Consider the following 23,228-nt stretch of genomic DNA (forward strand, 5'->3'; position numbering starts at 1 on the left):
ATCCGAGCTTGATTTATTCTCGCCTTTCGATTAATTGTTACCGAAGAAATCAAAGGCATTTAACTTTCAAGGACTTGTTCCCGGACTACCAAAACGGTATTTGTTCCTGTGGCTGCGGGCAAGCTCTTTGGGGAAGGCGAAAACGCTGGGCTTCAGATGATTGCACGGCGTTTGCGCTCGCTATTTGGGCCATTATTGATGGACAAGTAGGTAAATTTGAGTACTTCGTGACCAAATACAATAGTAAAAAATGCGCTGTTTGCGGATCCAGGCGCCATTTAAAAGTAGATCATATTGTGCCCGTAAAACACGGTGGCGGTGGTTGCTGGCTCTCTAACTACCAATTGCTCTGCCATAGCTGCCACGTTATTAAAACCAACAAAGATTTTGGCTGGAAACAGCAATCCGCTGACACCTTAACTACTTAAATTAAGCCAAAAACTTAGCTAAATTTAAAAATTCGAGCTGGGCTGGTACTACCTAGCTGTTTGAAGTAATAGTCCTAGTCTAGCTTAGTGGGTACCAAGGCTTTGATCATTAAAATAAAGGCCCAGGCTAATAAATAATTTAAAATTTAAAAAAATCCGGTAAGATGCCTTGTGTAAGCATCTTACCGGAAAATTAGATTCTATCTTTTATACTCCTAGGCCCCCAATGGGAAATTAAACACGAAACCAGTACCATCGGGAGTAACACCATCTAAGCGCACCGTGCTACTCCGGGAAGATTGCAGGGCTTCGTCTAAGTCGGCTACGTTGTTAACCGGGCGGCCATTTACGTTCGTAATAATAGTACCCCGCGGAATACCGGCACTTTCAAAAAAGCCACCTTCCTGCAATTCGGTAATCATTACCCCGGAGCGTAAGCGATACTGTTGTTTCACCCGGTCGGGTACCGGCGCAAAGGAAGCCCCAAATTTACTGTTCAGACCCCGTCCGGAATTAGTACCGGCTACTGCTCCCGCCGATTCAGCACCTTTTAGGGTTACCGAGGCATTAGTCGATTTTTTGCCGCGCATGTACACCAGTTCTACTTTATCGCCCGGCCGGTGACGCGCAATTCTTTCGGAAAACTCCGCCGAGGAACCTACTTTTACCCCGTCGATACTCGTAATGATATCGCCTTCTTTTAAGCCAGCGGCCGCCGCGCCACTACCGGCTTGTACACCGGTAATGTACACCCCTTTCACCGAGGCCGGATTAATGCCTTGTTCGCGTAGCATTTGATCCTCAACGGATGGTGCCGGGAAGCTTACGCCCAGGTAACCGCGCCGTACTTCGCCGTATTTGCGAAAATCACTCACTACTTTCTTAACTAAGTTCACCGGAATGGCAAAACCGTAGCCCGCGTAACTCCCTGTTTGCGAAGCAATAGCGGCATTAATACCGATGAGCTGTCCGGAGGCACTTACCAAAGCTCCGCCACTGTTACCGGGGTTAATAGCCGCATCGGTTTGAATAAACGACTCAATGGCCGAACCAGCCGCCCGTGATCGGCCCTGGTAATTTTCCCGGCTGGGCTGGTCCAGTATCCCGATACTCCGGCCCTTCGCGCTCACAATTCCGGCGGTAACCGTAGAATTTAAAGAAAGCGGATAACCTACTGCCAGTACCCATTCGCCTACCTGCACGTTATCGGAATTTCCTAACTCCACAATGGGCAGATTGGTACCCTCTACTTTTACCAAAGCTAAGTCGGTGCTCGGGTCGCGGCCCACTAATTTCGCTTTAAACGATCGTTTATCCGGCAGAATAACTTCTATTTGGGAGGCATTTTCGATCACGTGGTTATTGGTAACAATAAACCCATCGGGCGTAATTAAAACGCCGGACCCGGAAGCCATGGCTTGTTCCCCAGACTGCGGAGAGCCAAAAAAATCATCGAGAGAACTGCTGGCTCCGCCGCCGGAATAAGTAGTTTTTATGTGCACCACCGCCGGCGAGACCAGACTGGCGGCTGGCACAAAATCGGGGTTATTGGCCGAAGAATTAGGCGCAGCCCGTTCACTCACTAAATTTATAGGAGGCGTCTCGGCTTGGTAGTAGTAGGCACTTTCCCGGTTATCGAAACGCTTATCAAAAAATCGATAACCAGCTATAGCCATAACTGCTGAAATCAGGGCAATTAATACAACGGAGAATCCTTTTTTCATAGCGGTTTAATATTTTTAAATAATAGTGATGCCGGTTACTTTACCGAACAATTAATAATGTTATCCCTGCAAAAATAATAACTGCTTCAACAATTTTAAATCTGTTAGCATTTATTCACGCCTTGGTTTTAAGGAGAGTTGGCTATTTTGGATCTATTTGAAGGAGCTTAGCCGGTGATACCGGGTAAAGAAAAAAACTTTGAAAATTCATTCAGACAGGTAACAAGCCTAAAAAATTGCGGCGTTCGCATTCTGAACCGCCGGGAAAGGCTTTGCTTGAACTGGAGTAATGCTTTTTTAAATATTTTATTTACCAGTACTTTTATCCTTATTCGCTTTTTCTGTTTTCCTGAACCAGGCAAATAGTTTTTACTTACCTATTAGGGTACTACGTTGGGGCAAAAAAGTTTATCTAACAAGAGGATATTTTAAGGTATCCGGTAGTTCCGGGGCTATTTTAAATTCTGCCTGTAGCCACCCGCAAAAAAAAGCAATGGCATTATTATAAAGCAAAAAAGCCAACGGAATTACTTTTCGGGATCCTTGCGGACTAAACTTGCGGAATTAATGCAATAACGCAATCCGGTTGGCTCCGGCCCATCCGGAAATACATGGCCCAAATGGCCATCACAAACATTACAACGTACTTCGATGCGTTGCAGGTGGTAGCTATCGTCGAATAAATAGCGTAAGGCACTTTTGCTAACAGGTTGTTTAAAACTGGGCCAGCCCGAAATAGCGTGGTATTTTTCTCCTGAATCAAATAAACGGCTGCGGCAACCAGCGCATACGTACGCACCGGGTTCATACGAGCGGCAATAAGCGTTGCGGTAAGGAGGTTCGGTGGCGTGTTGCCGTAAAACTTGGAATTGAGCTGGCGTTAACTGCTGGCGCCATGCATCCTCTGTTTTTTCTACCCGTTGGGGCGGCTCCGGATTACTGTATTTGGCATATTTGAGTACATCTATCCAACGCAACATAAGCAAGCACTTTTTTTAAAAAAACAGAGTGGTTTCCAGCAGTTTCCTTAGTTTATTAGTAATAACAAGTATCTGGGAGCGGGCAAAAACATCCCACCTTGTTTTGCGTTTAGTTTTTTTTATAGATGGATACGAAACAAATAAATTTAGGTCGGCTTAATAAAATACTACTCGCGGTATTCCTGGTATCGTTGATGCTTTATTTAGGGAAAACTTTTTTCATTCCGCTGGCTATAGCGGCTTTTTTTGCCATGCTGTTGTATCCGGTTGTTTTAAAGCTACAACAATACGGTTTTAAAAAGGCCATGGCGGCTACGTTAGCTATCTTGCTATTATTAGCCTCGCTCAGTCTGTTGAGTACCCTGCTGTATTTTACTATTTCGGATTTACAAAAGGATTTACCCCAAATGGAGGAAAAAATAAAGGAAAAAACCGACCGGCTGCAATGGTTACTTTCCCGAACCACCGATATTTCGGAATATGAACAAGAAGCCATTCTTAAAAAAGAAAAGCCGAGCATTATAAAAGCCATTGGTAAATCCATTAAAAACTTTCTGATTAATAGCCTGTATCTGTTGCTGGCCGTTTTCATTGTATTAACTTATACTTTCTTTTTGTTAGTGTACCGGCATAGAATTCACCATTTTTTCATTAAGATAAATCTGTTTCATAATCGCGAAGAATCCCAGGAAGTACTTTACCGGATTACGCATGTGGTGCATGATTACCTCAAAGGCACCTTTCTGGTGATCTCGGTCTTAGCGGTAGTTTACGCGTTAGGTTTTTGGGCCATTGGCCTGGAACACGTTATCCTTTTCGCGTTAATTACGGCTTTGCTGCGTTTGGTCCCTTATTTTGGTTCGTTTTTAGGCATTGCTTTCCCGATTGGGTTTGCTTTTCTCACCCAAGAATCTGTTTGGCCTCCCGTACTGGTACTCTTGTTTTTTATGGTAACCCAACTCCTCGAAGCCAACTTGCTAACACCTTACATTACCGGCTCGCGGGTAAAACTAAATCCCTTGGCAACCATTGTAGCTATTTTATTCGGTAACTTAATTTGGGGAGTGCCCGGCATGATCTTGTTCGTGCCTTTTTTGGCCATTTTAAAAATTATCTGCAACGAAATAACGGCCTTACAACCCTACGGCTACATTCTGGGAACGGAAGAGGAGAAAATAACATGAACCGGTATTTATCCCAAGCTACTACCCGGGCAGTCGTAAAACAAATCCAGCAAGGTGCTTATCTTTACCAATACGATCACGAAAAACACCGGATTATTCTTCTGGATTCTTTTCAAAACGAATTGGTTTACTTGCGGCTCCCGATAGTAGTTCCGCCGCCCCAGGAGTTAGTAGCTGAAGCAGAAAAGCCGGTAAACTACATAATGTTGCTCATCCAATCCGGCAATTGCGCCATGGGTTATTTCGAAAACGGGCAAAATATAAATCATAAGGTTTTCCGGTCGTACATGGTCCGGAAAAAGCAAGGCACCAGCCAGATTAAATATTTAAAAACCAAAGGCAAATCGCGGGCGGGTTCGCGGGTACGGTTAGCCGAAACCAACGAGTTTTTTGAAAATATTAACGAACGGTTGCAAGAATACTTTGCGGCGCACCCAATACACCGCATTGCGCTGAGCTGCTCTAAAATTCTAATTCCGTATTTATTTAATTCTAAAGTAACTACACCTTTTGATAAACGCGACGAACGGATATATAAAATACCTAAACACGTTCCAACTCCTATTTACGAAGTAATGATGGATACGCACCAGTTTTTACTAAAAGGCGAACTTATTTACGAAGAAATCTACCAGCCCTTGGTGGATGAATTGCTAGGCTCCGCAACAGCCGAAACAACAGAGTAATTAAAATTTCGCAAAAATTGCCTACGCGGACACGGTACCTGGGCGGTGCCGTTGTTTGTAACTGCACAAACGACCGTAAGTGTTTTTCTTGCGAAAGTTTTACTAAGTTAATTGCAAACAACTCTACTCCGACAAATTTCCCCTTAGTCAAATTCTGCTCCTTCGAGCAATTAAAGCAACTAGTCGCCCTTATAGAAACTTTTTTAAATTTTTGGCGGTAAGCCAACTCGTTCTAGAAGATACGAAGCTGATTATAGCCCAGGAGAGTTGTGCTATAACCGGACAATACCGGAACCGCGATGTTCATTAACGAACAATTTTATCTACATAATCCCTTTAAAACGACTGTTCTGGGCCTTTTTTAGGTGTTTATTCGGGTTGGCACGCGCGTTGCAAATTTATTTAACAGAATCAGTAATCAAAACTTCAAATTCTGTTAATACAAGCTATCTAAAAAACTAAAAATTTAAAAAACTATGAAAAAGCTCCTTCTTTCTTTCGCCTTATTAGTACAAGTAGGTTTCGCTATGGCCGCGGATAAAAATCCGTATATGGTGGTTCAGGTACGAAACGATCAGGTTAAAATGTTTCAGCAACCAGGTACATCTACGCCTATTGTTGAAACGCTTACTACCGCCGACCGGGTAGAATTAGTTCGTAAATGGAATGCCCATTGGGCCTTAGTAAAAGTAAACGCTAAAGTAGGCTACATTTTATTTTCTGAATTAACTTACCTCCAAAATGCACCACAGGAGAAAACGTTAGCCAAACGCTAACCCTACTTTTTAATTACCATTGATAAAAAGGGAAACGAACGGGTTTCCCTTTTTTATGTTAATACCAGTTGCAACGGAAAACCGTAATTCGAGTAATATTCCGTTACTTTTTTAAAAATTTTGTATTCCCGCTCTAAAAGCCGGCCTTACCTTTCTGCCGATAAAAGGTTAGTGCTAAAAATATTTGTTTACTTATTAGCAATTACGGCTTTCCAAGGGGCTTCCATTTGGCCCGGCTACCATCCATGGCGCATTGGTAATGCAGCGGTTCAATTAATTGCACTTCCGAGCCATCGGCTTTCATGAGCCAAACCGGACGTTTGTCACTGGCTTTTCCTCGTACGTTTTAGCGCGTTTGGCAGCATCGCGCCAGTAAGCTTCGTTGGTTACCCAGAAAGTGATATATTGGTTATCCTGAAAAAAAGCCGGCGAACTGCTTATTTGCTTTAATTGGGTAACCAGGCCGGGTATTGTTCTTCGGAGAACGGCGCATGGGTTAGATTAATACTGGTACCAATAACCGGGTCCGTGGCGAATATCTCGGCATCGCCGGTTTTTACCGAAGTTATCAGTACAGTATAACCCGCCGGCAGCGATATTTATTGAGCCCAGGCCGGCACACTCCACATCATAATTAGCACTAAGAATACATTATTTTTCATAAGCAACAATACGAGGTGTTTAACTTTTATTATCGGAAATTAAGCAGATACGCTAAAAATACGCATTTAAATAGTTGAATTTCACCGCTTAGAATGCTGCGCATTTTTCTTAAAATTGGGAGCTAATGATCAGGTACAATCAACAGCCTCTCCTGAATAGCTATTTTCAATTTCGAATTTTAAAAATTGCAGCCTGCCGGAAAAAATTGGCTAAAACTAAACGCAAGCGCTTATCTTTATAAAATAAGCAAATGAGCTAAAAGTACACGCCCTTGTTCCGTAATTGGTCTTTCATAGAAAACTGGTTAACTGGCTAGTCATTTGCTTTCATTCTCGAAGACAAAATAATTGAGCCTATTTTGTTCAGATATTTGTCCTTTGGTTTATTAAATTAATTACTGCTAAGTACTTCATTTAAATTAGCTTAGAGCCTAAATCATTTACTTTTCATTATTTATTTTCTGAACAACGCACAACTAGTTATGATGCCCGAGAACCAATCCCGCCCTTCCCAAGTAAAAACCATCGAAGAATTTCTCTGGGGCAAGTCGGCCCACACCACGGACTTGTTTCATTATTTCGTAACGCAGTACCAATTATTAGCCGATATTACCGTGCGCCCGGCCAAAACCATGATTGGTATTGCTACGCCCCGCAAACGCATTGCGTATATAACCCAATTAGGCCGCAACTTTATACACGTGTATTTCCCCTTTGAAAAGCCGTACCCCGATAATTTGTGTTTTCAGAAAATTGCCCAAGTGCCCGGCGATAGTCGTCAATTTAACCACCATCTGCGCTTGTTTTTTAAAGAAGACTTAAACGAAGAAGTGCAACAATTTATGTTACTGGCTTACCAATTAGGTTGTTGAATGCTACCAACCCCTATTTTTAAATTTTTACTTCTCTACCAGCTTCTGTTTATTTAAATTTAAAAATTTTTGTAGTCTGTAATCCGAACAACAGCTCACCGAAATAATCCGGAACTATTTAGTATTACCTAAAAAATTATCTTTATTATTATCCTGGATTAATGACGTCTTTATTTTATAACCTTTTATTTTTCTTCTTTATGCGCGTAGTAAACAGATTATTCTGGGCCGGCATTCTGACAGTCGCTTTTCTGTCGGTGAGCCTGGCTCAAACAAAACAAACGAGTAAAGCAACCTTAAACCAAGTTAAAACAGCCAATGGCTTACTCGCAGGCATTACCGAAAAAAGCGGTATACAAGCCTTTAAGGGAATACCGTTTGCTGCTCCGCCCGTTGGGGACTTGCGCTGGCGGGAACCGCAACCCGTCAAAAATTGGTCAGGCGTACGTTCGGCAAAACAGTTTGGCCCTAGAGCCATGCAATTACCCATTTTTGGCGACATGAACTTTCGCTCCGATGGAGTAAGTGAAGATTGTTTGTATTTAAACGTGTGGACGCCTGCTAAAACCGGCAAAGAGCGCCTGCCGGTGTTGGTTTACTTCTACGGCGGCGGCTTTGTGGCCGGCGATGGCTCGGAACCCCGCTACGATGGCGAACGCATGGCCCAACGGGGTATGGTGGCCATCACCGTAAATTACCGGTTGGGGGTTTTTGGCTTTATGGCGCATCCGGAACTAACCAAAGAGTCACCGCATCAAGCTTCCGGCAATTACGGCCTCCTGGATCAAAGTGCCGCTTTGCAATGGGTTAAAAAGAACATTGCGGCCTTTGGCGGCGACCCGAACAAAGTAACGATTGCCGGTGAATCGGCCGGTTCATATTCGGTTAGTGCCCAAATGGCTAGTCCTTTATCTAAAAACCTGATAGCCGGCGCCATTGGCGAAAGTGGCTCTTTGCTATCCTTGCGGCCTACTTCTACCTTAGCCGAGGTTGAAAATAATGGGGTAAGTTTTGCCACTAGCCTGGGAGCTAATTCTCTGGCAGCTTTGCGGGCTATGCCGGCACAACAACTGCTGGAAGCCAGCGGTAAACCCGGAGTTCCCCGCTTTTCGGTAACGGTAGATGGTTATTTCTTCCCGAAAGCTCCGAACGAAATTTTTGCGGCCGGCGAGCAAGCGCATGTTCCCTTACTGGCTGGCTGGAACTCCGAAGAATCCGGCTACCAAAGCATAGTGGGGCAGGAAGCGCCCACTCCGGAAAATTACACTAAAGCCGTACAAAAACTATATCCAGAGCAAGCCGGTGAAATTTTAAAATTATACCCCGCCACTACCGAAGAAGAAGTTATACAAGCCGCTACCGCCTTAGGCAGCGACCGATTTATTGGTTATAGCACCTGGAAGTGGATTGACATGCACGCGCAAACCGGAGGCAAACCCGTATACCGTTATTTTTATTTACGTCCACGGCCCGAAATGACGCCCGAAATGGGTAATGCCGTAGCCGGTTTAGCCGGTGGAGTTATTAAAAATCCGGATGCGGCTACTAAAAAAGCGCCACCGGCCCGGGGTGCTTCCCATTCTGCGGAAATTGAATATGCCATGGGTAATCTGGCTACCAACAAAGTGTACGCCTGGAAACCCGAGGATTATAAAGTATCTGAGATCATGCAAACCTATTTTGCTAATTTTATTAAAACCGGTAACCCCAATGGCAAGAATTTACCGAACTGGCCAGCTCTTACCGCGGGTAAAGCCGCTCCGGTAATGCATATTGATGTAAATACCCGCCTGGAAACCGATAAAACGCGCGAACGTTACTTACTGCTGGAAAAAATCCCAGCGAAATAATTTTACGCTGCTTTCTTCTCTAAAATTTAAAAAGAGGGCCGCTTACAATGTAAGCGGCCCTTTTTTTTACAAATTGCTTTTATTTAGTATCTCCCGCAACTTCATAAAACTGTTGTAAGGTCCGGTAGCAATGGTAGCGTTTACCAGCCACGCCGGAATAGCTCCTCCCGGATCTACCCGGAAAATATACGTGATTTTTGTTTTATTATTAGGCAAAGGTAAAATATCCCAACTCGCTTCGGAGTAAGGCACCCGCACATAACCTTGTTTTTCCGGCAGGTAATCTTTCAGGCTATGAACTTCAATCGTTACTTGGCCATTTTCCGCCACTGAATGAATTTTATTCTCGGCTACCAAGTCCCGATCGGTTACGGGCCAAGGCATATCGGATTCGGTATGATAGATAAAATTAGTATCTGATTTCTTTTTTAATACCGTCGCTTTTTTAACCCCATAAACCCAATCCGGATGGTGGGCTACATCTTTTATAATCCGAACGAGCTGGGCGGGAGTACCACGCAACTCACATTCTACCTTTATTTCTTTAAAAGAAACATTGGTCACTTTCCGGCTGTAGACGGCTATTTCGTTTTCGTTGCGCCGCAGCTCCCAATTATTCTGAGGAAAGGTAGAGGCTATTTTAATGATATAAACAAAGATAAAAATCAGAAATGGCATGAAGTAAACTTGCTTAAATAATACCGCGTTGGTAAGCAAAAGCTACTACAAAAGATTCTTAATCGCAAAAACCAAGTAATTCTTAGGTTAACGCGGCTTGCTTATTTAAAAAATTTAAAAATTTTCTGGTTTAGGTGCGGCACAATTTAAAAAAGCGGAGCAAGCTTCATGCTTTGTTATGCCTAAAATTGTGACAGATTATTAACCACTTCAACTTTGCCCGGCGATCCGGCTGAGAAAAAAACCGGAAATCGACTTTATCTTTTGCCACTTTTTTAAATTTTAAATGCCCTTGTTGTTATGGAACCAAGATGCACCAACGCAGGAGCATTAAGCAGGAAAATAACAAAAATAAAAAAGCCTTCTTCTTTAGGAAAAAGGCTCTGTTGGGTAAATATTTTGTTATTAAGCCGAAATAGATTCGGCCAATACGATAATCCGATTGTTTAGCACTTCCACTACGCCGCCATCTACCTGAAAAAATTGGGCCCCGGTCGCGGTGGTTATGCGAATCTCGCCATTTTCCAGGGTGCTGATAATAGGAGCATGGTTATTTAGTACTTCGAAAGAGCCGAGGGTACCCGGAAATTTAGCGCCGGCAACTTCTCCTTCAAATACTTTTTTGTCAGGGGTAATAATTTCTAAATGCATTCCTTTTTAGTTATTCGTTGTTCGTTATTCGTTGCTAGTTATTTGTTGCTTAATCGAACAACGAATAACTAACAACAAACAACTAAATTACTTGGCTTCGGCAATAAGTTTTTCACCTTTAGCAATAGCATCTTCAATGCTACCTACTAAGTTAAAGGCTACTTCCGGCAGGTGATCTAACTCGCCATCCATAATCATATTAAAACCTCTAATAGTATCTTTAATATCAACCAAAACACCTTTTAAGCCAGTAAACTGTTCCGCTACGAAGAAAGGTTGTGATAAGAAACGCTGCACCCGCCGCGCCCGGTGAACCACCAGTTTATCTTCTTCGGATAGTTCATCAATACCCAGGATGGCAATAATATCTTGTAATTCGTTGTAACGTTGTAAAATCTCTTTTACCCTTTGCGCGGTATTATAATGTTCATCCCCCAAAAGATCTGCTGATAGGATCCGAGATACGGAGTCCAATGGGTCCACTGCTGGATAAATTCCTAAAGAAGAAATTTTCCGGGATAATACGGTGGTAGCATCTAAGTGAGCAAAAGTTGTAGCCGGAGCCGGGTCCGTTAAGTCATCCGCGGGTACGTATACCGCTTGTACGGAGGTAATTGAACCCCGCTTGGTAGAAGTAATCCGTTCCTGCATAGCTCCCATTTCGGTGGCTAAGGTTGGTTGGTAACCTACCGCCGAGGGCATCCGGCCCAGAAGAGCCGATACTTCGGCACCTGCTTGCGTAAACCGGAAAATATTATCGATAAAGAAAAGAATATCGCGGCCTTGACCGGTGCCATCCCCATCGCGGAAGCTTTCGGCTACCGTTAAGCCCGATAAAGCAACGCGGGCACGAGCTCCCGGCGGCTCGTTCATCTGACCGAATATCAGAGTAGCTTTAGAATCTTTCAGCGCTTCCTGATCTACTTTCGATAAATCCCAGCCACCACTTTCCATAGAATGCTTAAATTCTTCCCCGTAAGAAATAACATCCGATTCCAAGAATTCGCGTAATAAGTCGTTTCCTTCGCGGGTACGCTCACCCACGCCGGCAAATACCGATAAACCACCGTAAGCTTTTGCGATGTTGTTTACCAGTTCCATAATTAATACGGTTTTACCTACCCCGGCGCCACCGAACAAACCAATTTTACCACCTTTAACATAAGGTGCTAATAAATCAATAACTTTAATACCGGTATATAATACTTCCGAAGAAGTAGCTAAATCTTCAAAACGAGGTGCATTCCGGTGAATGGATAAACCACCGGCATTAACGGGCTGCGCAATACCATCAATAGCCTCGCCTACCACGTTAAACAACCGGCCTTTAATACCGTCACCAGTTGGCATTTTAATGGGTGATCCCATATCTATTACTTCGGCTCCGCGGGTTAAACCTTCGGTAGAATCCATGGCAATCGTCCGGATCCGGTCTTCGCCTAAGTGCTGTTGTACTTCCAGTATAATTTTCTGGCCGTTGGCTTTTGTTACCTCCAGCGCGTCCAGGATATTTGGTAATTTAGAGTTTTCACCCGAAAAGCTAACGTCCACCACCGGACCAATAACCTGGGTAATTCTGCCAATATTTGCCATTTAGTTTATATTAAGATAGATAGAATCAGATAGATCTGTTTTCAAGCCGCAAAACTAACGCTTATTTCTCTTAATTCAAATTACTGTATTCTAAAAGTTTTGCCATTCAAAACAGAACTGCTGAATATCGGATTTTATTTTAAATTAGCCCGGTAAAGGCATTAGTATTATGATGAACTACTCCGGCACCTTCCGAATCAGGGAATAGCCGGAACCTCCCAACACCTGGTACTTAACCAAAGTATTTTTTAAATTTTATTGCAACTTAGTAAAAACTTTAGATCAGATTAGCCGATTTTATTGCAGCCCAAAACTAAATTTTCGCAGAAGCCTGCATTTTTTTCAGTTATTCCTATTTTTGCACCGCAACAGCATTACTCGCCATTTTTAATTAATCCTATGAAAAAAATTCTTATTCTGGTTATTGTTTTGTTTTCTTTTTTAGAAGTACAAGCGCAAAGTATTCGGGCCGGTTTTAAAATTGGCGGTAACCTGGCTTCTCTCCGCAAAACCGGCACCAACAACGATTTTTCGTATAAACTAAAGTTTCACGGGGGTTTAATTTTTAACTACGGCTTATCCGACCTGCTTTCGCTGCAGCCGGAAGTGGTTTATTCGCAGAAAGGCTTTGAGTACAAAAACGCCAGCGTAAGTGCCGAAGGCAAGGTTAATTACATTGATGTGCCATTTCTATTAAAAATTGATACTGGTACCTTATTTTTTGAAGGGGGCCCGCAGATTTCTTTTTTAACGGCTTCTAAATTAAAAAGCGGCAGCACCGAAACCGACACGAAGAACTGGACCAAAAGTACCGCTTTTGGCTTAGCCGTTGGCGTGGGAGCCCATGTGGGTACCGGCACGTTCGTGAGTTTGCGGTATCAAACAGATATATCGGAGCCTTATGCCCGCGTATTAAACCAACCTACCGAAGCCCGCAACGTGGTTTTTCAATTGTCGTTAGGTTATCTGTTGAACCGGTAATTACAGGTAAAATCTAAAATTTTTAAATTTTCCAGGATAACGGGCAATAGGCAACCTCCTTTACGGTTCGCGTAAATTATTACGTTTTATAGAGTCCGTGAAAGAGAATTTCCTAATTTTGCGGCAAATCAAAACCGCAACCCGTGGAACAATCGCTCCCAACATTCGAGACGGCCAAAAAGCTTGGTCTGCTAGAAGAAGAATTTGAAAAAATTAAATCTATCCTGGGCCGCACGCCCAACTTTACGGAATTAAGTATTTTTTCGGTCATGTGGTCGGAGCATTGCTCTTATAAAAACTCCATTGTTTGGCTGAAAACTTTACCCAAAAGCTCCCCTCGCATGCTGGCCGAAGCCGGTGAAGAAAACGCGGGTTTGGTAGATATTGGCAACGGGCTGGCCTGTTCTTTTAAAATTGAGTCCCACAATCACCCGTCGGCCATTGAGCCTTACCAAGGCGCTGCTACCGGCGTAGGTGGTATTAACCGCGATATTTTTACCATGGGCGCCCGCCCCATTGCGCAATTAAACTCCTTGCGCTTTGGTAATTTAAACAGTGATAAAACCAAAAGACTTTTGCGCGGAGTAGTAAAAGGCATTGGCGACTACGGCAATGCTTTTGGTATTCCAACGGTAGGCGGCGAATTGTATTTTGATGATTGCTATAACGTTAATCCGCTGGTAAATGCATTTTCGGCGGGCATAGTGGAAGTAGGCAAAACCGCTTCGGCCACCGCCCACGGTGTAGGTAATCCGGTATTTATTATTGGTTCGGCTACGGGTAAAGACGGTATCCACGGAGCGACTTTTGCTTCCGAAGATATCAGTGAAGCTTCCGCCGAAAAACTGCCATCGGTGCAGGTGGGTGATCCTTTCCAGGAAAAACTATTATTAGAAGCTACCCTGGAAGTATTAGCTACCGGTAAAGTAATAGGCATGCAGGATATGGGAGCGGCCGGTATTACCTGTTCTACTTCCGAAATGAGCGCGAAAGGCGAAAGTGGCATGGACGTATGGCTCGACAAAGTACCTACCCGCCAGGCCAATATGCAGCCTTTCGAGATTTTACTGTCCGAAAGCCAGGAACGCATGCTGGTGGTAATGGAAAAAGGTTCGGAAGATTTAATTTACCAGATCTGCGATAAGTGGGACTTGTATTGCGCGCAAATTGCCAAAGTTACCGACACCAAGCGTTTACGCTATTACCTCAACGGTGAACTGGTGGCCGATGTACCCGCCGACGATTTAGTGCTGGGTGGTGGCGCTCCCGTGTATCACCGCGAATACCGCGAACCGGCTTATTTCCAGGAAACTTTAAAATTTAACATTGATCAGGTAGCCGAACCCACTTCTTTTGAGGAATTAAAGCAGATTGCCGAACACCTGGTACAACACCCTAATATTTGTTCCCGCCGCTGGGTGTCGCAGCAGTACGATTCCATGGTTGGCACGGCCACCATGACCACCAATGCGCCCAGCGATGCGGCGTTAGTAAAAGTAAAAGGATCCGATAAGGCCATTGCCATTACCGTAGATTGTAATAGCCGCTACGTAAACGCCAACCCCGAAGAAGGCTGTGCCATTGCCGTAGCCGAAGCGGCTCGTAATATTGTGTGCTCCGGCGGCGAACCATTGGCCATAACTAATTGCTTGAATTTTGGCAACCCCTACGTGCCGGAAGTTTACTGGCAATTTGTGGGTGCCATTAAAGGCATGAAAAAAGCCTGTGAAAAATTCGGCACGCCGGTTACGGGCGGTAACGTGAGTTTCTATAACCAATCCTCCGACGAAGGACCGGTATTCCCTACTCCTACCATTGGTATGTTAGGTTTACTGGAACAAAAAGAAAATGCCACTACCCTGGCGTTCCAAAAAGCGGGCGATTTAATTTATCTAGTTGGTCCGTCTAAAAACGACATTAATTCTTCGGAATATCTGTATTCGTTCCGTAACGTAAAACTCTCCCCTACGCCCGCTTTTGACCTGGATGAGGAATATCAAGTACAAGCAACCGTAAAATCGCTGATTCAACAAAATTTGATTAAATCGGCGCACGACTTAGCCGACGGGGGTTTGTACATTGCCTTGGTAGAATCGGCGATGCCGAACGAATTAGGCTTTAGTATTCACACGAATGGCGATTTCCGGAAAGACGCGTATTTATTTGGTGAAAGCCAGAGCCGGGTACTTGTTTCCGTGGATCCAAATCAAAAGGAAGATTTTGAAGCATTATTGGCCGCTCAAAGCACTTCTTTCGAACACCTCGGTACGGTTCATGCACAACTGTGCCGCATCGATGGCGAAACCTTTCATGCTATTACGGAAGTTAAAAACCTGTTCGATACCGCCTTAGAAAAAATCATGCAGTAAGATTTAAAAATTTTATTCAGAAGTTTTGAATCTTAAATCTTCACCGTATATTTGTGCTCCCAAACGGTAAAAGGGTGGGAAATTGTCCGATGGTGTAACTGGCAACACGTCTGATTTTGGTTCAGAAGAGTCCAGGTTCGAAACCTGGTCGGACAACGAAAATAGAAATTAACAATGTGCCAATTTGGTTTTTCCGAACGACGCGCATTGTTAATTTTGTTAATAGCCGGGTTGTAATTAAATAAAAATAGTGCGTACACGATTGTGGTTTATCCTGTACTTTTGTCGCTCCATCGTACATCTTAATTATAATCCTTAGTTTTTAAAAATGGCGCAGGTCAAAATTTTTTCAGGTTCGCAATCGGTCCAACTGGCCGAAAAAATTGCCGCCGCCTACGGCACTACGCTGGGAGACATCAGCTTACAAAAATTTAGCGACGGAGAAATCTCGGCCAGCTTCAACGAATCGGTGCGCGGTTGCCACGTTTTCCTGATTCAGTCTACTTTTCCGCCTTCCGATAATCTAATGGAATTAATGCTGATGGTAGACGCTGCTAAGCGGGCATCGGCCACGCAGGTAGCGGTAGTGGTGCCTTATTACGGCTACGCCCGCCAGGACCGGAAAGATAAACCCCGGGTAGCCATTGGGGCTAAAGTAGTAGCCGATGCGATACAAGCCGCCGGTGCCGATCGGTTAATGACCTGCGATTTACACGCTGGCCAAATTCAAGGCTTCTTCGATATTCCCGTAGATCACCTGGATGGTTCCGCTATTTTTGTGCCCTACATTAAAAACCTGAATCTGGATAATTTAATTTTTGCTTCCCCAGATGTGGGCGGTTTAGTGCGCGCCCGTACCTTTGCGAAGCGTTTTGGAGCCGAATTGGTCGTGTGCGACAAACACCGCGCCCGCGCCAACGAAGTAGCCAGCATGCAGGTAATCGGGAATGTGGAAGGCATGGACGTTATTCTGGTGGATGATATGGTAGATACTGCCGGTACGATTACGTTGGCCGCTAATTTATTAAAAGAGAAAGGAGCCAAAAGCGTACGGGCCATCGCTACGCATGCCGTTTTATCGGGTCCGGCTTACGAGCGCGTCGAAAACTCCGTATTAGAGGAATTAGTAGTTTCCAACACGATTCCTTTACGCCAGGAGTCGTCGAAAATTAAAGTTTTATCGTTCGCCGATTTATTTGCCCGGGCTATTAGCAACGTGGTCACCCACGAATCTATCAGTTCACTGTTTTTGTAAATGGTTGCTGCAGGTTGCAGGTTGCAAGTTATAGGTTACAAGTTGGAAGCTTGAAAAGTTAGAAGGTTGGAAAATTAATTATCTGAGATTTTTTAGCCATTTAACAATAAAACAATTTAACTGTGGTCTATTTGCTGTGGACTATGGACTAAAAATAAACATGGAAAGTCGACCATGATTTTTCGACTACATACAAACAAATAATTTATTTATTAATGAAAACTTTAGAGATTATAGGGTTTAAAAGAGCAAATCTCGGTAAAAAAGATTCCAAGGATCTGCGCGCCGAAGCAAATGTACCGTGTGTATTGTACGGGGGTTCGGAGCAAGTTACTTTTTATTCACCGGCTATTTTATTTCGCGATTTAGTGTATTCTCCGGAAGTACACATCGTGGATTTAAATATAGAAGGCGCGCATTACCGGGCCGTGATGCAAGACCTTCAGTTTCATCCAGTAAACGAAATGTTGCTACACGTAGATTTTCTGGAACTGAACGACGAAAAAGAAGTGAAAATTGATGTTCCGGTTCGTTTTACCGGCGTTTCGCCAGGTGTATTAGCCGGGGGTAAACTGGTTACTAAACTGCGGAAGCTTAAAATTAAAGCTTTACCGGCTAACTTGCCCGATTATATTGACGTGGATATTTCGGATTTAGAATTAGGTCGTTCGGTAAAGGTTAACAAAATTCAGCCGGCGAACTATACGATTTTATCTAACCCGGCTTCCCCGGTAGCTACCGTAGCCATTCCACGGGCGCTCAAGCAACAGGTAAACGAGAAATAATTTATTATTCATCTGTTTTTTTAAATCCCATCTGTGTTCTGCCGATGGGATTTTTGCTTTAATATTTGTTGGTAAAGGGCCGGTAATACTTTTTTACATTATAAGCATTTTCTAATTCGTATTCCAAAAATAGCATTTGCACTTTTGATTAATTTTTTAAAAAATTTACTACATCTGTTGGCTGGCTCCTCAACCAAGCCTTTTGTTGGTAATGAAGTAACCTTAGATATGAAATACTTACTCGTTGGCTTAGGTAATATTGGCCCCGAATACGCCAACACGCGCCACAACATTGGTTTTATGGTACTGGATTACCTGGCAAAAAAAAACGAGGCTACCTTTGATACCGGACGGCACTCCTTTGTGACGGAAATAAAAACGAAAGGCCGCTCTTTTACCTTAGTAAAACCCACTACTTACATGAATTTAAGCGGCAAAGCCGTAAGTCATTGGTTGAATATTTTAAAAATTCCAGCTAACCAGATGCTCGTTATCACCGATGATTTGGCTTTACCATTTGGCAAATTGCGTATGCGGGCCAAAGGATCCGCCGGTGGGCATAACGGTCTGAAACACATTGAGGAAACGCTCGGCAGTAATGAATACCCGCGGTTGCGTTTTGGCGTGGATGCCCAATTCGCCAAAGGCCGGCAGGTAGATTATGTTTTAAGTCCGTTTACCGCGGATGAACAAGTGGAATTGTCTCTCTTAATAGAAAAAGCGGCCGACATGAGTATCTCTTTTGGCACGATTGGTCTGGAACGCACCATGAACTTCTATAATACGAAGTAATTGAACAATTCTTCGGCTGGCGATTTAATTAAACCGGAATTTTTAAATTTTTACGTTTCTGCTCTAGGCAAAAGGAAAGCAGGAACCAGTAAGTCTGGTTCGGAAGAGAGCTAAAGTGTTAATAGTCTTATATTCAAAACAGACCAGCTTTTAAAAATCAGGAATTTCTAAAATTGCCTCCTGAAGCCGTTTGTAAAGACACAAACGTTGGCATGGTCGGCACCAATCATTACCATTGCCATTCTAAAAGTTTAAAATTTTAAAAATTTCGGTGTTTCTACTGTTTTCCAATTGCTAGTATTGCTTGGTAAATCTGGTTAGTCAGAAAGAATTATTTTTTTTAAATTTCCTGATTAAAATCAAAGCAAGATAGAATAATTCCAAAGTTTACTTGGGCGGAATGGCTTGCATGTCGCAGTTTTCGCGGCGCATGTTATAAGCCAGATTCACAATTTTCCACCCTTGGGAGGAGCGGTACAACTGAAACACGTCTACGCCGCAATGGCTGAATTTACCGGCATTAAAGAAAGCATACTCGCACCAGAACGAAGCCAGATCGCCGTTAATTTGCACCTGGCTATCCCAGTAACGTTCATCCATGGTTTGGGCCGGTTGGGAAGCCAGCGTAGCTAAAAACTGCTTGCCGGTAGTTTCGCGGGTAGTTACGGCTCCTTCCGGACTTTTCCCAATAACAATTATGCGCAAATTAGGAGCCATCACGGACCTAGCTTTAACGGTATCGCTGGCCAGCATGCTATCAAATAAAGTTTTGACCGCTGCCTCTATAGCTTTTTTATCGACAGCTATATTCGGGGCTGTTTTCGTTTGGGCGCTTGCTTGCCAGAAAGTCAATAAGGCTAAGAAGAACAAAGTAAATTTCTTCATTGGTTAGAACAGTAAAATAGCAAGTTGTGGTGGTTTAACCACTTTAAGATTAAATATAAACAAACGCCCTTGATTTAAAATACTTTCCTGTTTCGCGTAAAAAGTGCTTACAAAAGATGCAGCAAGCTTAAAATTTAAAAAAAGAACTAAAAATCTACAACCTGGCAAATTTATCCTGCCATCTTTAAAAGTTTTAACCGGGTAAAATCCACTAGATACTAAGCCGGATTCTGGTGAAATATGGTACACAGGTATTGATACAGCTCCGGATGCGCCGCTTCCATTTTCTCGGGATTATCAAAAAAGTATTCGCTTACTACCGCCAAAAACTCGGCGTTGTTGGTTAAGCCATAAGGGTTAATATCCGATTTACCTTTCCGGATTTTTCTAACTTCCGCTTGTATTACCTGAAGCCAGGGAACCGCGTAACTATGCGCTAAAAATATCTCCGGCAAACCATCTACGGCGCCATCGGCCATATCCAATAAATGCACAAACTCGTGAATGCCTACATTATGCAGGTTCTTGCCTTTAAACCCCGCTACTAAATCGGGCTTCGATAAAAGCAGAGTGCCATTCAGGAAACCATTGCCAACCATACCCGCGATGTTCCGGTTTTCTCCGGCGGCGTTTTCTGTATCAAAACTTTGATTGAAAGAATTTGAATAAAGGAGCACTTGCCGGAGGTTAGAATAATCGTAAAACGGAAAAGCAAACGTGGGTATAATAGCACTAGCCGCCACGAGCAACCGGATTTCGTCGTTTATACTGGTTTCAATGCCTTCTATCTTTTTCTCCGCCAAGAAAAACTGTACCCTCGTTTGAAATTGTTGCTTTTGAACTTGGTTTAATTGCGCGTAAAAAGTTGCGTTGCTTTCTAAATATTGATGCCAATTGTCCGGAAAAGATTTACCGATTAAAGCCAATCGCCGGAAATACTTTCGGGTATAATGCCGGTACACCATAAAAATTAACAGCAAACCAATGGCTCCCAAGATAAAAGCCGGTAAGGCTTTACTAAAAATTCCTATGCTCAGCATAAAAAGCATTAATCCGCCCGCCAATAACAAAGCAGTTTTTTGCTGTTGTTTTATTACCTGTTGGTAGTAAGACGTAAAATCTGCTTGTTTATCTGAATGCATTATAGCCATTAATGTCTGAGGTGGGTAGCTAAATAATTTTAATTCTAAAAAATTTAAATTTCCGGTAAGCCGAACATTTTAATAAATTACAAAACATTCCGGCGTACTGTCGAAACTTATTTACAGCTTTAACGAAATATAAAAACAGGCTTTTAATCAGCGGCTTACCTCTACAGTTTCGTAAAAATTTAAAAATGTACCGCCATGAAAAACAAAGAACTTTTTGACCACACTGTTAAGATACTGGTGAATGCGTATCTAGATAATTCGCTGGTACAAGGAAACTGCCACGCTTGTGCGGTTGGCAACATAATAGCCGCCAATATGCACCTAAAATACGATAAAAATTTAAAATGGATCGGCAAGCAAGTGGCCTGGCCCCAGGTATTTGTGACGGTAAGCTTTGAAATTGCCCAGGTAAGACGTCCCTGGAACTACAGTGGTCCGGCTAAAGAACAGATAAATGCCACCGGCTATACTTGGCAAGAACTGGCCCGGATCGAATATGCTTTTGAAAGAGCCAGGTTTGCCAAAACCCAAGAGGAACGCATGTTTAACGGATTAATGGCGGTCATAGAAGTACTTAGCCAGATCCACGAAATGGACGAAACTACCAAAATCGCAACGCAAGGATTGTTTACCAAAGATTAAAAAAATACGGCTACTTGGCAGTTATTTAAACCCGGTTTCCCGTTTATCGTCTTCAAAAACCTGAAAGATGCTATTCCCAAGTACGAATTTTTAAATTTTTAAGAGTATTCGCTTTACTAATTACCCGGAAAATAAACGTGGCAGTTGACTCCAAAAAACGTGTCCGCTCATCCAGGCCATTATTAGAACCACGGCTACGCCAAAAATAGTGAGCCAGGTGGGATGGCGGTAATTACCCACTACGCTGCTGCGGTATGCGGCTACTAATATAATCCCTAAAGTTATAGGTAAAATAAACCCATTAAGCGCCCCGGCCAAAATAAGCAACATAACCGGTTTACCTACCGAAATAAATATAAGTGTAGAAACCAGAATAAACCCAATAATAACTTTATTCTCATGTTGGGGAATAGCGGGATGAAAAAATTTTATAAAAGATACGGAAGTATAAGCTGAGCCAACAACGGAGGTAATAGCCGCTGCAAACATGACTATCCCGAACAGTTTATAGCCGATTTGGCCGGCGGCTAAAGCAAAAACCGAGGCCGGCGGATTAGCCGCATCTATCACTAAACCTTGCGCCACTACTCCTAGCGAAGCTAAAAATAACAATATACGAATGAACGAAGCAACGGCAATTCCCGAAATAGCACTGGTTATAACCTGGGGCAACGCCTGGCTGCCCTTTACGCCGGCATCCAGTAAACGATGGCCGCCGGCAAAGGTAATATAGCCACCCACTGTACCTCCTACCAAGGTAATAATGGTTATTACCTCTACTTTATCGGGCAATAAGGTTTTAACCACAGCTTCCTGTAGCGGGGGCTTGGCGGTAAAAACCACGTACAAGATCAACAGGATCATGAGCAAACCTAAAAGTTGGGCGAGTCTATCCATGGCTTTGCCGGCTTCTTTCACCATAAAAATACCAATGGCTGCCCCGGCCGATACAACAGCTCCCAACTCCGGCGAGATGCCCGTTAAAACCTGCAAACCTAATCCGGCCCCCGCCACATTGCCAATGTTGAAAGCCAATCCACCGGTTACAATTAAAATGGAAATAAAAACACCTAAACCCGGCAACACGGCATTAGCAATTTCCGGGGCCCTCTGCTGGGCCACCGCTATTACACGCCAAATGTTGAGCTGCACTCCCACATCAATGATAACCGAAACCAGAATTACGAAGCCAAAGCTGGCCCCCAAAGACTGCGTAAAAACGGTAGTTTGCGTTAAAAAGCCGGGGCCAACCGCCGAAGTAGCCATTAAAAACGCGGCTCCCAGCAACACCTCCCCCTTTAATTTTGTTTTCATGAGGACTTACCGCTGGCCCGGATGCCGATATTTTCCTGCAGCAAGGCTTTTTTAATTTTCTGAGCAAAAGCCACGGCGTGTGGGCCATCGCCGTGGATACATACCGTGTCGGCCTGGATCGGAATAAAATTGCCTGTTAAGGTTTTAACGGAATTTGTTTTCACCATTTGCAGCACTTGGCTGATAGCTTCTTTCTCATCGGTGATCAGGGCTTGGGGGTGCCGCCGAGGGATTAACGTACCATCTGGTTGATAGGTGCGGTCGGCGAAAACTTCACTGGCTACCAGCAAGCCGACTTCTTTCCCGGCCTTTATGAAAGCACTGTTGGCCAAACCGTACAAAATAACTTCCGGATGGGTGTGGTATACAGCTTCGGCAATGGCTTGCGCGAGCCATGGGTTTACAGCAGCCATGTTGTAAAGGGCCCCGTGGGGTTTCACGTGGTGCAAGGTAGCACCCGCTGCTTTTACAAAACCCGCCAAAGCCCCCACCTGGTACACCACCATATCGTAAGCTTCTTCGGGAGAAATAGCTAATGCGCGCCGGCCAAAACCTACCAGATCGGGCAGACCCGGATGCGCCCCAATGGCAATGCCATGCTGTAAAGCTAGGTGTACGGTTTTTTTCATAACCGTCGGATCGCCGGCATGAAAGCCGCACGCAATATTTACCGAGCTAATGTAAGGTAAAATGGCTTCGTCGTTGCCGAGCTGGTAGGCACCAAAACTTTCTCCTAAATCACAGTTTAAATCAACCTCTCGTGTTTTATTCATGTCGGGCGTTTGAAAATTGTTTTTTTTAAATTTTTTACTTGAAAGCTCCTGATTTTTACCGGAACAAGATAAAAAGTTACGCTTAAAAAAGGCTCCTGACCTAATAAAAGTTGATTATGGTGGAAAGGTTGTTTTTTAGGTGGGCCGGTTTCCAACCGGCGGTGCTTGCCGCTAGTGCTATCACCCAGCTCGGGATG

Annotated in this window: 21 protein-coding genes and 1 tRNA gene; 13 read left to right on the plus strand and 9 right to left on the minus strand. The window is 43.7% G+C overall.

Features of this window, described 5'->3' with window-relative positions; all coding sequences use genetic code 11:
- Positions 1 to 74: 74 nt before the first annotated feature.
- Complete coding sequence (locus AHMF7616_RS26390) at positions 75 to 428, plus strand: HNH endonuclease (RefSeq protein ID WP_158546154.1); 354 nt, start codon at positions 75 to 77, stop codon at positions 426 to 428.
- Positions 429 to 643: 215 nt separating this feature from the next.
- Here the strand turns inward: AHMF7616_RS26390 and AHMF7616_RS12400 are convergent, their stop codons facing one another.
- Positions 644 to 2,152: a trypsin-like peptidase domain-containing protein gene (locus AHMF7616_RS12400; protein WP_115373170.1), complete on the minus strand. Its 1,509-nt coding sequence runs from the start codon at positions 2,150 to 2,152 to the stop codon at positions 644 to 646.
- A gap of 527 nt (positions 2,153 to 2,679) precedes the next feature.
- Positions 2,680 to 3,132 (minus strand): peptide-methionine (R)-S-oxide reductase MsrB, encoded by a 453-nt coding sequence (gene msrB, locus AHMF7616_RS12410; protein ID WP_115373172.1) that lies wholly within the window; start codon positions 3,130 to 3,132, stop codon positions 2,680 to 2,682.
- 125 nt (positions 3,133 to 3,257) lie between these two features.
- On the opposite strand from msrB, the gene AHMF7616_RS12415 reads away from it, so the two are divergent.
- From AHMF7616_RS12415 to AHMF7616_RS12435, 5 genes are all read left to right on the plus strand, one after another.
- Positions 3,258 to 4,316: an AI-2E family transporter gene (locus AHMF7616_RS12415; protein ID WP_115373173.1), complete on the plus strand. Its 1,059-nt coding sequence runs from the start codon at positions 3,258 to 3,260 to the stop codon at positions 4,314 to 4,316.
- Positions 4,313 to 5,002, plus strand: coding sequence for a hypothetical protein (locus tag AHMF7616_RS12420; RefSeq protein ID WP_115373174.1), 690 nt, complete (start codon positions 4,313 to 4,315; stop codon positions 5,000 to 5,002). The genes AHMF7616_RS12415 and AHMF7616_RS12420 overlap by 4 nt, the downstream gene beginning before the upstream one ends.
- 476 nt (positions 5,003 to 5,478) lie before the next feature.
- Positions 5,479 to 5,778, plus strand: a complete 300-nt coding sequence (locus AHMF7616_RS12425; RefSeq protein ID WP_115373175.1) for an SH3 domain-containing protein — start codon at positions 5,479 to 5,481, stop codon at positions 5,776 to 5,778.
- A gap of 1,144 nt (positions 5,779 to 6,922) precedes the next feature.
- Positions 6,923 to 7,312: a hypothetical protein gene (locus AHMF7616_RS12430; RefSeq protein ID WP_233507517.1), complete on the plus strand. Its 390-nt coding sequence runs from the start codon at positions 6,923 to 6,925 to the stop codon at positions 7,310 to 7,312.
- Positions 7,313 to 7,512: 200 nt separating this feature from the next.
- Complete coding sequence (locus AHMF7616_RS12435) at positions 7,513 to 9,162, plus strand: carboxylesterase/lipase family protein (protein WP_115373176.1); 1,650 nt, start codon at positions 7,513 to 7,515, stop codon at positions 9,160 to 9,162.
- A 66-nt stretch (positions 9,163 to 9,228) separates the two neighbouring features.
- On the opposite strand, the gene AHMF7616_RS12440 is transcribed toward AHMF7616_RS12435, so the two are convergent.
- The 3 genes from AHMF7616_RS12440 to atpD form a co-directional block, all read right to left on the minus strand.
- Positions 9,229 to 9,840: an START domain-containing protein gene (locus tag AHMF7616_RS12440; RefSeq protein WP_147275676.1), complete on the minus strand. Its 612-nt coding sequence runs from the start codon at positions 9,838 to 9,840 to the stop codon at positions 9,229 to 9,231.
- A gap of 405 nt (positions 9,841 to 10,245) precedes the next feature.
- A complete protein-coding gene (atpC, locus tag AHMF7616_RS12445; RefSeq protein WP_115373178.1) occupies positions 10,246 to 10,491 on the minus strand; it encodes an ATP synthase F1 subunit epsilon in 246 nt (81 codons plus the stop codon).
- Positions 10,492 to 10,578: 87 nt separating this feature from the next.
- On the minus strand, positions 10,579 to 12,084 hold the full coding sequence (atpD, locus tag AHMF7616_RS12450) for a F0F1 ATP synthase subunit beta (RefSeq protein ID WP_115373179.1): 1,506 nt from the start codon (positions 12,082 to 12,084) through the stop codon (positions 10,579 to 10,581).
- 399 nt (positions 12,085 to 12,483) lie between these two features.
- Between atpD and AHMF7616_RS12455 the strand changes: the two genes are divergently transcribed.
- The 6 genes from AHMF7616_RS12455 to pth all read left to right on the plus strand — a co-directional run bounded on the left by AHMF7616_RS12455 (position 12,484) and on the right by pth (position 18,266).
- Positions 12,484 to 13,065 carry a porin family protein gene (locus AHMF7616_RS12455; protein ID WP_147275677.1) on the plus strand — a complete coding sequence of 194 codons (582 nt, stop codon included), beginning with the start codon at positions 12,484 to 12,486 and terminating at the stop codon, positions 13,063 to 13,065.
- A 143-nt stretch (positions 13,066 to 13,208) separates the two neighbouring features.
- Positions 13,209 to 15,434, plus strand: a complete 2,226-nt coding sequence (gene purL, locus AHMF7616_RS12460; protein WP_115373181.1) for a phosphoribosylformylglycinamidine synthase subunit PurL — start codon at positions 13,209 to 13,211, stop codon at positions 15,432 to 15,434.
- A gap of 83 nt (positions 15,435 to 15,517) precedes the next feature.
- A tRNA-Gln gene (locus AHMF7616_RS12465) sits at positions 15,518 to 15,590 on the plus strand.
- A 172-nt stretch (positions 15,591 to 15,762) separates the two neighbouring features.
- Positions 15,763 to 16,689, plus strand: coding sequence for a ribose-phosphate pyrophosphokinase (locus AHMF7616_RS12470; protein ID WP_115373182.1), 927 nt, complete (start codon positions 15,763 to 15,765; stop codon positions 16,687 to 16,689).
- Positions 16,690 to 16,904: 215 nt separating this feature from the next.
- Complete coding sequence (locus AHMF7616_RS12475) at positions 16,905 to 17,474, plus strand: 50S ribosomal protein L25/general stress protein Ctc (protein ID WP_115373183.1); 570 nt, start codon at positions 16,905 to 16,907, stop codon at positions 17,472 to 17,474.
- A 228-nt stretch (positions 17,475 to 17,702) separates the two neighbouring features.
- Entirely contained in the window at positions 17,703 to 18,266 is a 564-nt protein-coding gene (gene pth / locus AHMF7616_RS12480; RefSeq protein ID WP_115375592.1) for an aminoacyl-tRNA hydrolase, read from the plus strand.
- Positions 18,267 to 18,653: 387 nt separating this feature from the next.
- Here pth and AHMF7616_RS12485 read toward each other — a convergent pair whose 3' ends face one another.
- Positions 18,654 to 19,151, minus strand: a complete 498-nt coding sequence (locus tag AHMF7616_RS12485; RefSeq protein WP_115373184.1) for a nuclear transport factor 2 family protein — start codon at positions 19,149 to 19,151, stop codon at positions 18,654 to 18,656.
- A gap of 218 nt (positions 19,152 to 19,369) precedes the next feature.
- A complete protein-coding gene (locus AHMF7616_RS12490) occupies positions 19,370 to 20,293 on the minus strand; it encodes a M90 family metallopeptidase (RefSeq protein WP_199474203.1) in 924 nt (307 codons plus the stop codon).
- A gap of 204 nt (positions 20,294 to 20,497) precedes the next feature.
- On the opposite strand from AHMF7616_RS12490, the gene AHMF7616_RS12495 reads away from it, so the two are divergent.
- Positions 20,498 to 20,944, plus strand: a complete 447-nt coding sequence (locus AHMF7616_RS12495; RefSeq protein WP_115373185.1) for a hypothetical protein — start codon at positions 20,498 to 20,500, stop codon at positions 20,942 to 20,944.
- A gap of 120 nt (positions 20,945 to 21,064) precedes the next feature.
- Here the strand turns inward: AHMF7616_RS12495 and AHMF7616_RS12500 are convergent, their stop codons facing one another.
- Positions 21,065 to 22,258, minus strand: a complete 1,194-nt coding sequence (locus tag AHMF7616_RS12500; RefSeq protein WP_115373186.1) for an NRAMP family divalent metal transporter — start codon at positions 22,256 to 22,258, stop codon at positions 21,065 to 21,067.
- Positions 22,255 to 23,031, minus strand: coding sequence for a 5-oxoprolinase subunit PxpA (gene pxpA / locus AHMF7616_RS12505; protein ID WP_115373187.1), 777 nt, complete (start codon positions 23,029 to 23,031; stop codon positions 22,255 to 22,257). The genes AHMF7616_RS12500 and pxpA overlap by 4 nt, the downstream gene beginning before the upstream one ends.
- Between the last annotated feature and the right edge of the window lie 197 nt (positions 23,032 to 23,228).

The sequence above is a fragment of the Adhaeribacter pallidiroseus genome, assembly GCF_003340495.1.
Classification (GTDB): domain Bacteria; phylum Bacteroidota; class Bacteroidia; order Cytophagales; family Hymenobacteraceae; genus Adhaeribacter; species Adhaeribacter pallidiroseus.

What these genes read in the sequence shown, in the direction of transcription:
- AHMF7616_RS12400 (WP_115373170.1), bottom strand. Translation starts at nt 2,152, where the DNA reads ATGAAAAAAGGATTCTCCGTTGTATTAATTGCCCTGATTTCAGCAGTT.
- msrB (WP_115373172.1), bottom strand. Translation starts at nt 3,132, where the DNA reads ATGTTGCGTTGGATAGATGTACTCAAATATGCCAAATACAGTAATCCG.
- AHMF7616_RS12415 (WP_115373173.1), top strand. Translation starts at nt 3,258, where the DNA reads ATGGATACGAAACAAATAAATTTAGGTCGGCTTAATAAAATACTACTC.
- AHMF7616_RS12420 (WP_115373174.1), top strand. Translation starts at nt 4,313, where the DNA reads ATGAACCGGTATTTATCCCAAGCTACTACCCGGGCAGTCGTAAAACAA.
- AHMF7616_RS12425 (WP_115373175.1), top strand. Translation starts at nt 5,479, where the DNA reads ATGAAAAAGCTCCTTCTTTCTTTCGCCTTATTAGTACAAGTAGGTTTC.
- AHMF7616_RS12430 (WP_233507517.1), top strand. Translation starts at nt 6,923, where the DNA reads ATGATGCCCGAGAACCAATCCCGCCCTTCCCAAGTAAAAACCATCGAA.
- AHMF7616_RS12435 (WP_115373176.1), top strand. Translation starts at nt 7,513, where the DNA reads ATGCGCGTAGTAAACAGATTATTCTGGGCCGGCATTCTGACAGTCGCT.
- AHMF7616_RS12440 (WP_147275676.1), bottom strand. Translation starts at nt 9,840, where the DNA reads ATGCCATTTCTGATTTTTATCTTTGTTTATATCATTAAAATAGCCTCT.
- atpC (WP_115373178.1), bottom strand. Translation starts at nt 10,491, where the DNA reads ATGCATTTAGAAATTATTACCCCTGACAAAAAAGTATTTGAAGGAGAA.
- atpD (WP_115373179.1), bottom strand. Translation starts at nt 12,084, where the DNA reads ATGGCAAATATTGGCAGAATTACCCAGGTTATTGGTCCGGTGGTGGAC.
- AHMF7616_RS12455 (WP_147275677.1), top strand. Translation starts at nt 12,484, where the DNA reads ATGAAAAAAATTCTTATTCTGGTTATTGTTTTGTTTTCTTTTTTAGAA.
- AHMF7616_RS12470 (WP_115373182.1), top strand. Translation starts at nt 15,763, where the DNA reads ATGGCGCAGGTCAAAATTTTTTCAGGTTCGCAATCGGTCCAACTGGCC.
- AHMF7616_RS12475 (WP_115373183.1), top strand. Translation starts at nt 16,905, where the DNA reads ATGAAAACTTTAGAGATTATAGGGTTTAAAAGAGCAAATCTCGGTAAA.
- pth (WP_115375592.1), top strand. Translation starts at nt 17,703, where the DNA reads ATGAAATACTTACTCGTTGGCTTAGGTAATATTGGCCCCGAATACGCC.
- AHMF7616_RS12485 (WP_115373184.1), bottom strand. Translation starts at nt 19,151, where the DNA reads ATGAAGAAATTTACTTTGTTCTTCTTAGCCTTATTGACTTTCTGGCAA.
- AHMF7616_RS12490 (WP_199474203.1), bottom strand. Translation starts at nt 20,293, where the DNA reads ATGCATTCAGATAAACAAGCAGATTTTACGTCTTACTACCAACAGGTA.
- AHMF7616_RS12495 (WP_115373185.1), top strand. Translation starts at nt 20,498, where the DNA reads ATGAAAAACAAAGAACTTTTTGACCACACTGTTAAGATACTGGTGAAT.
- AHMF7616_RS12500 (WP_115373186.1), bottom strand. Translation starts at nt 22,258, where the DNA reads ATGAAAACAAAATTAAAGGGGGAGGTGTTGCTGGGAGCCGCGTTTTTA.
- pxpA (WP_115373187.1), bottom strand. Translation starts at nt 23,031, where the DNA reads ATGAATAAAACACGAGAGGTTGATTTAAACTGTGATTTAGGAGAAAGT.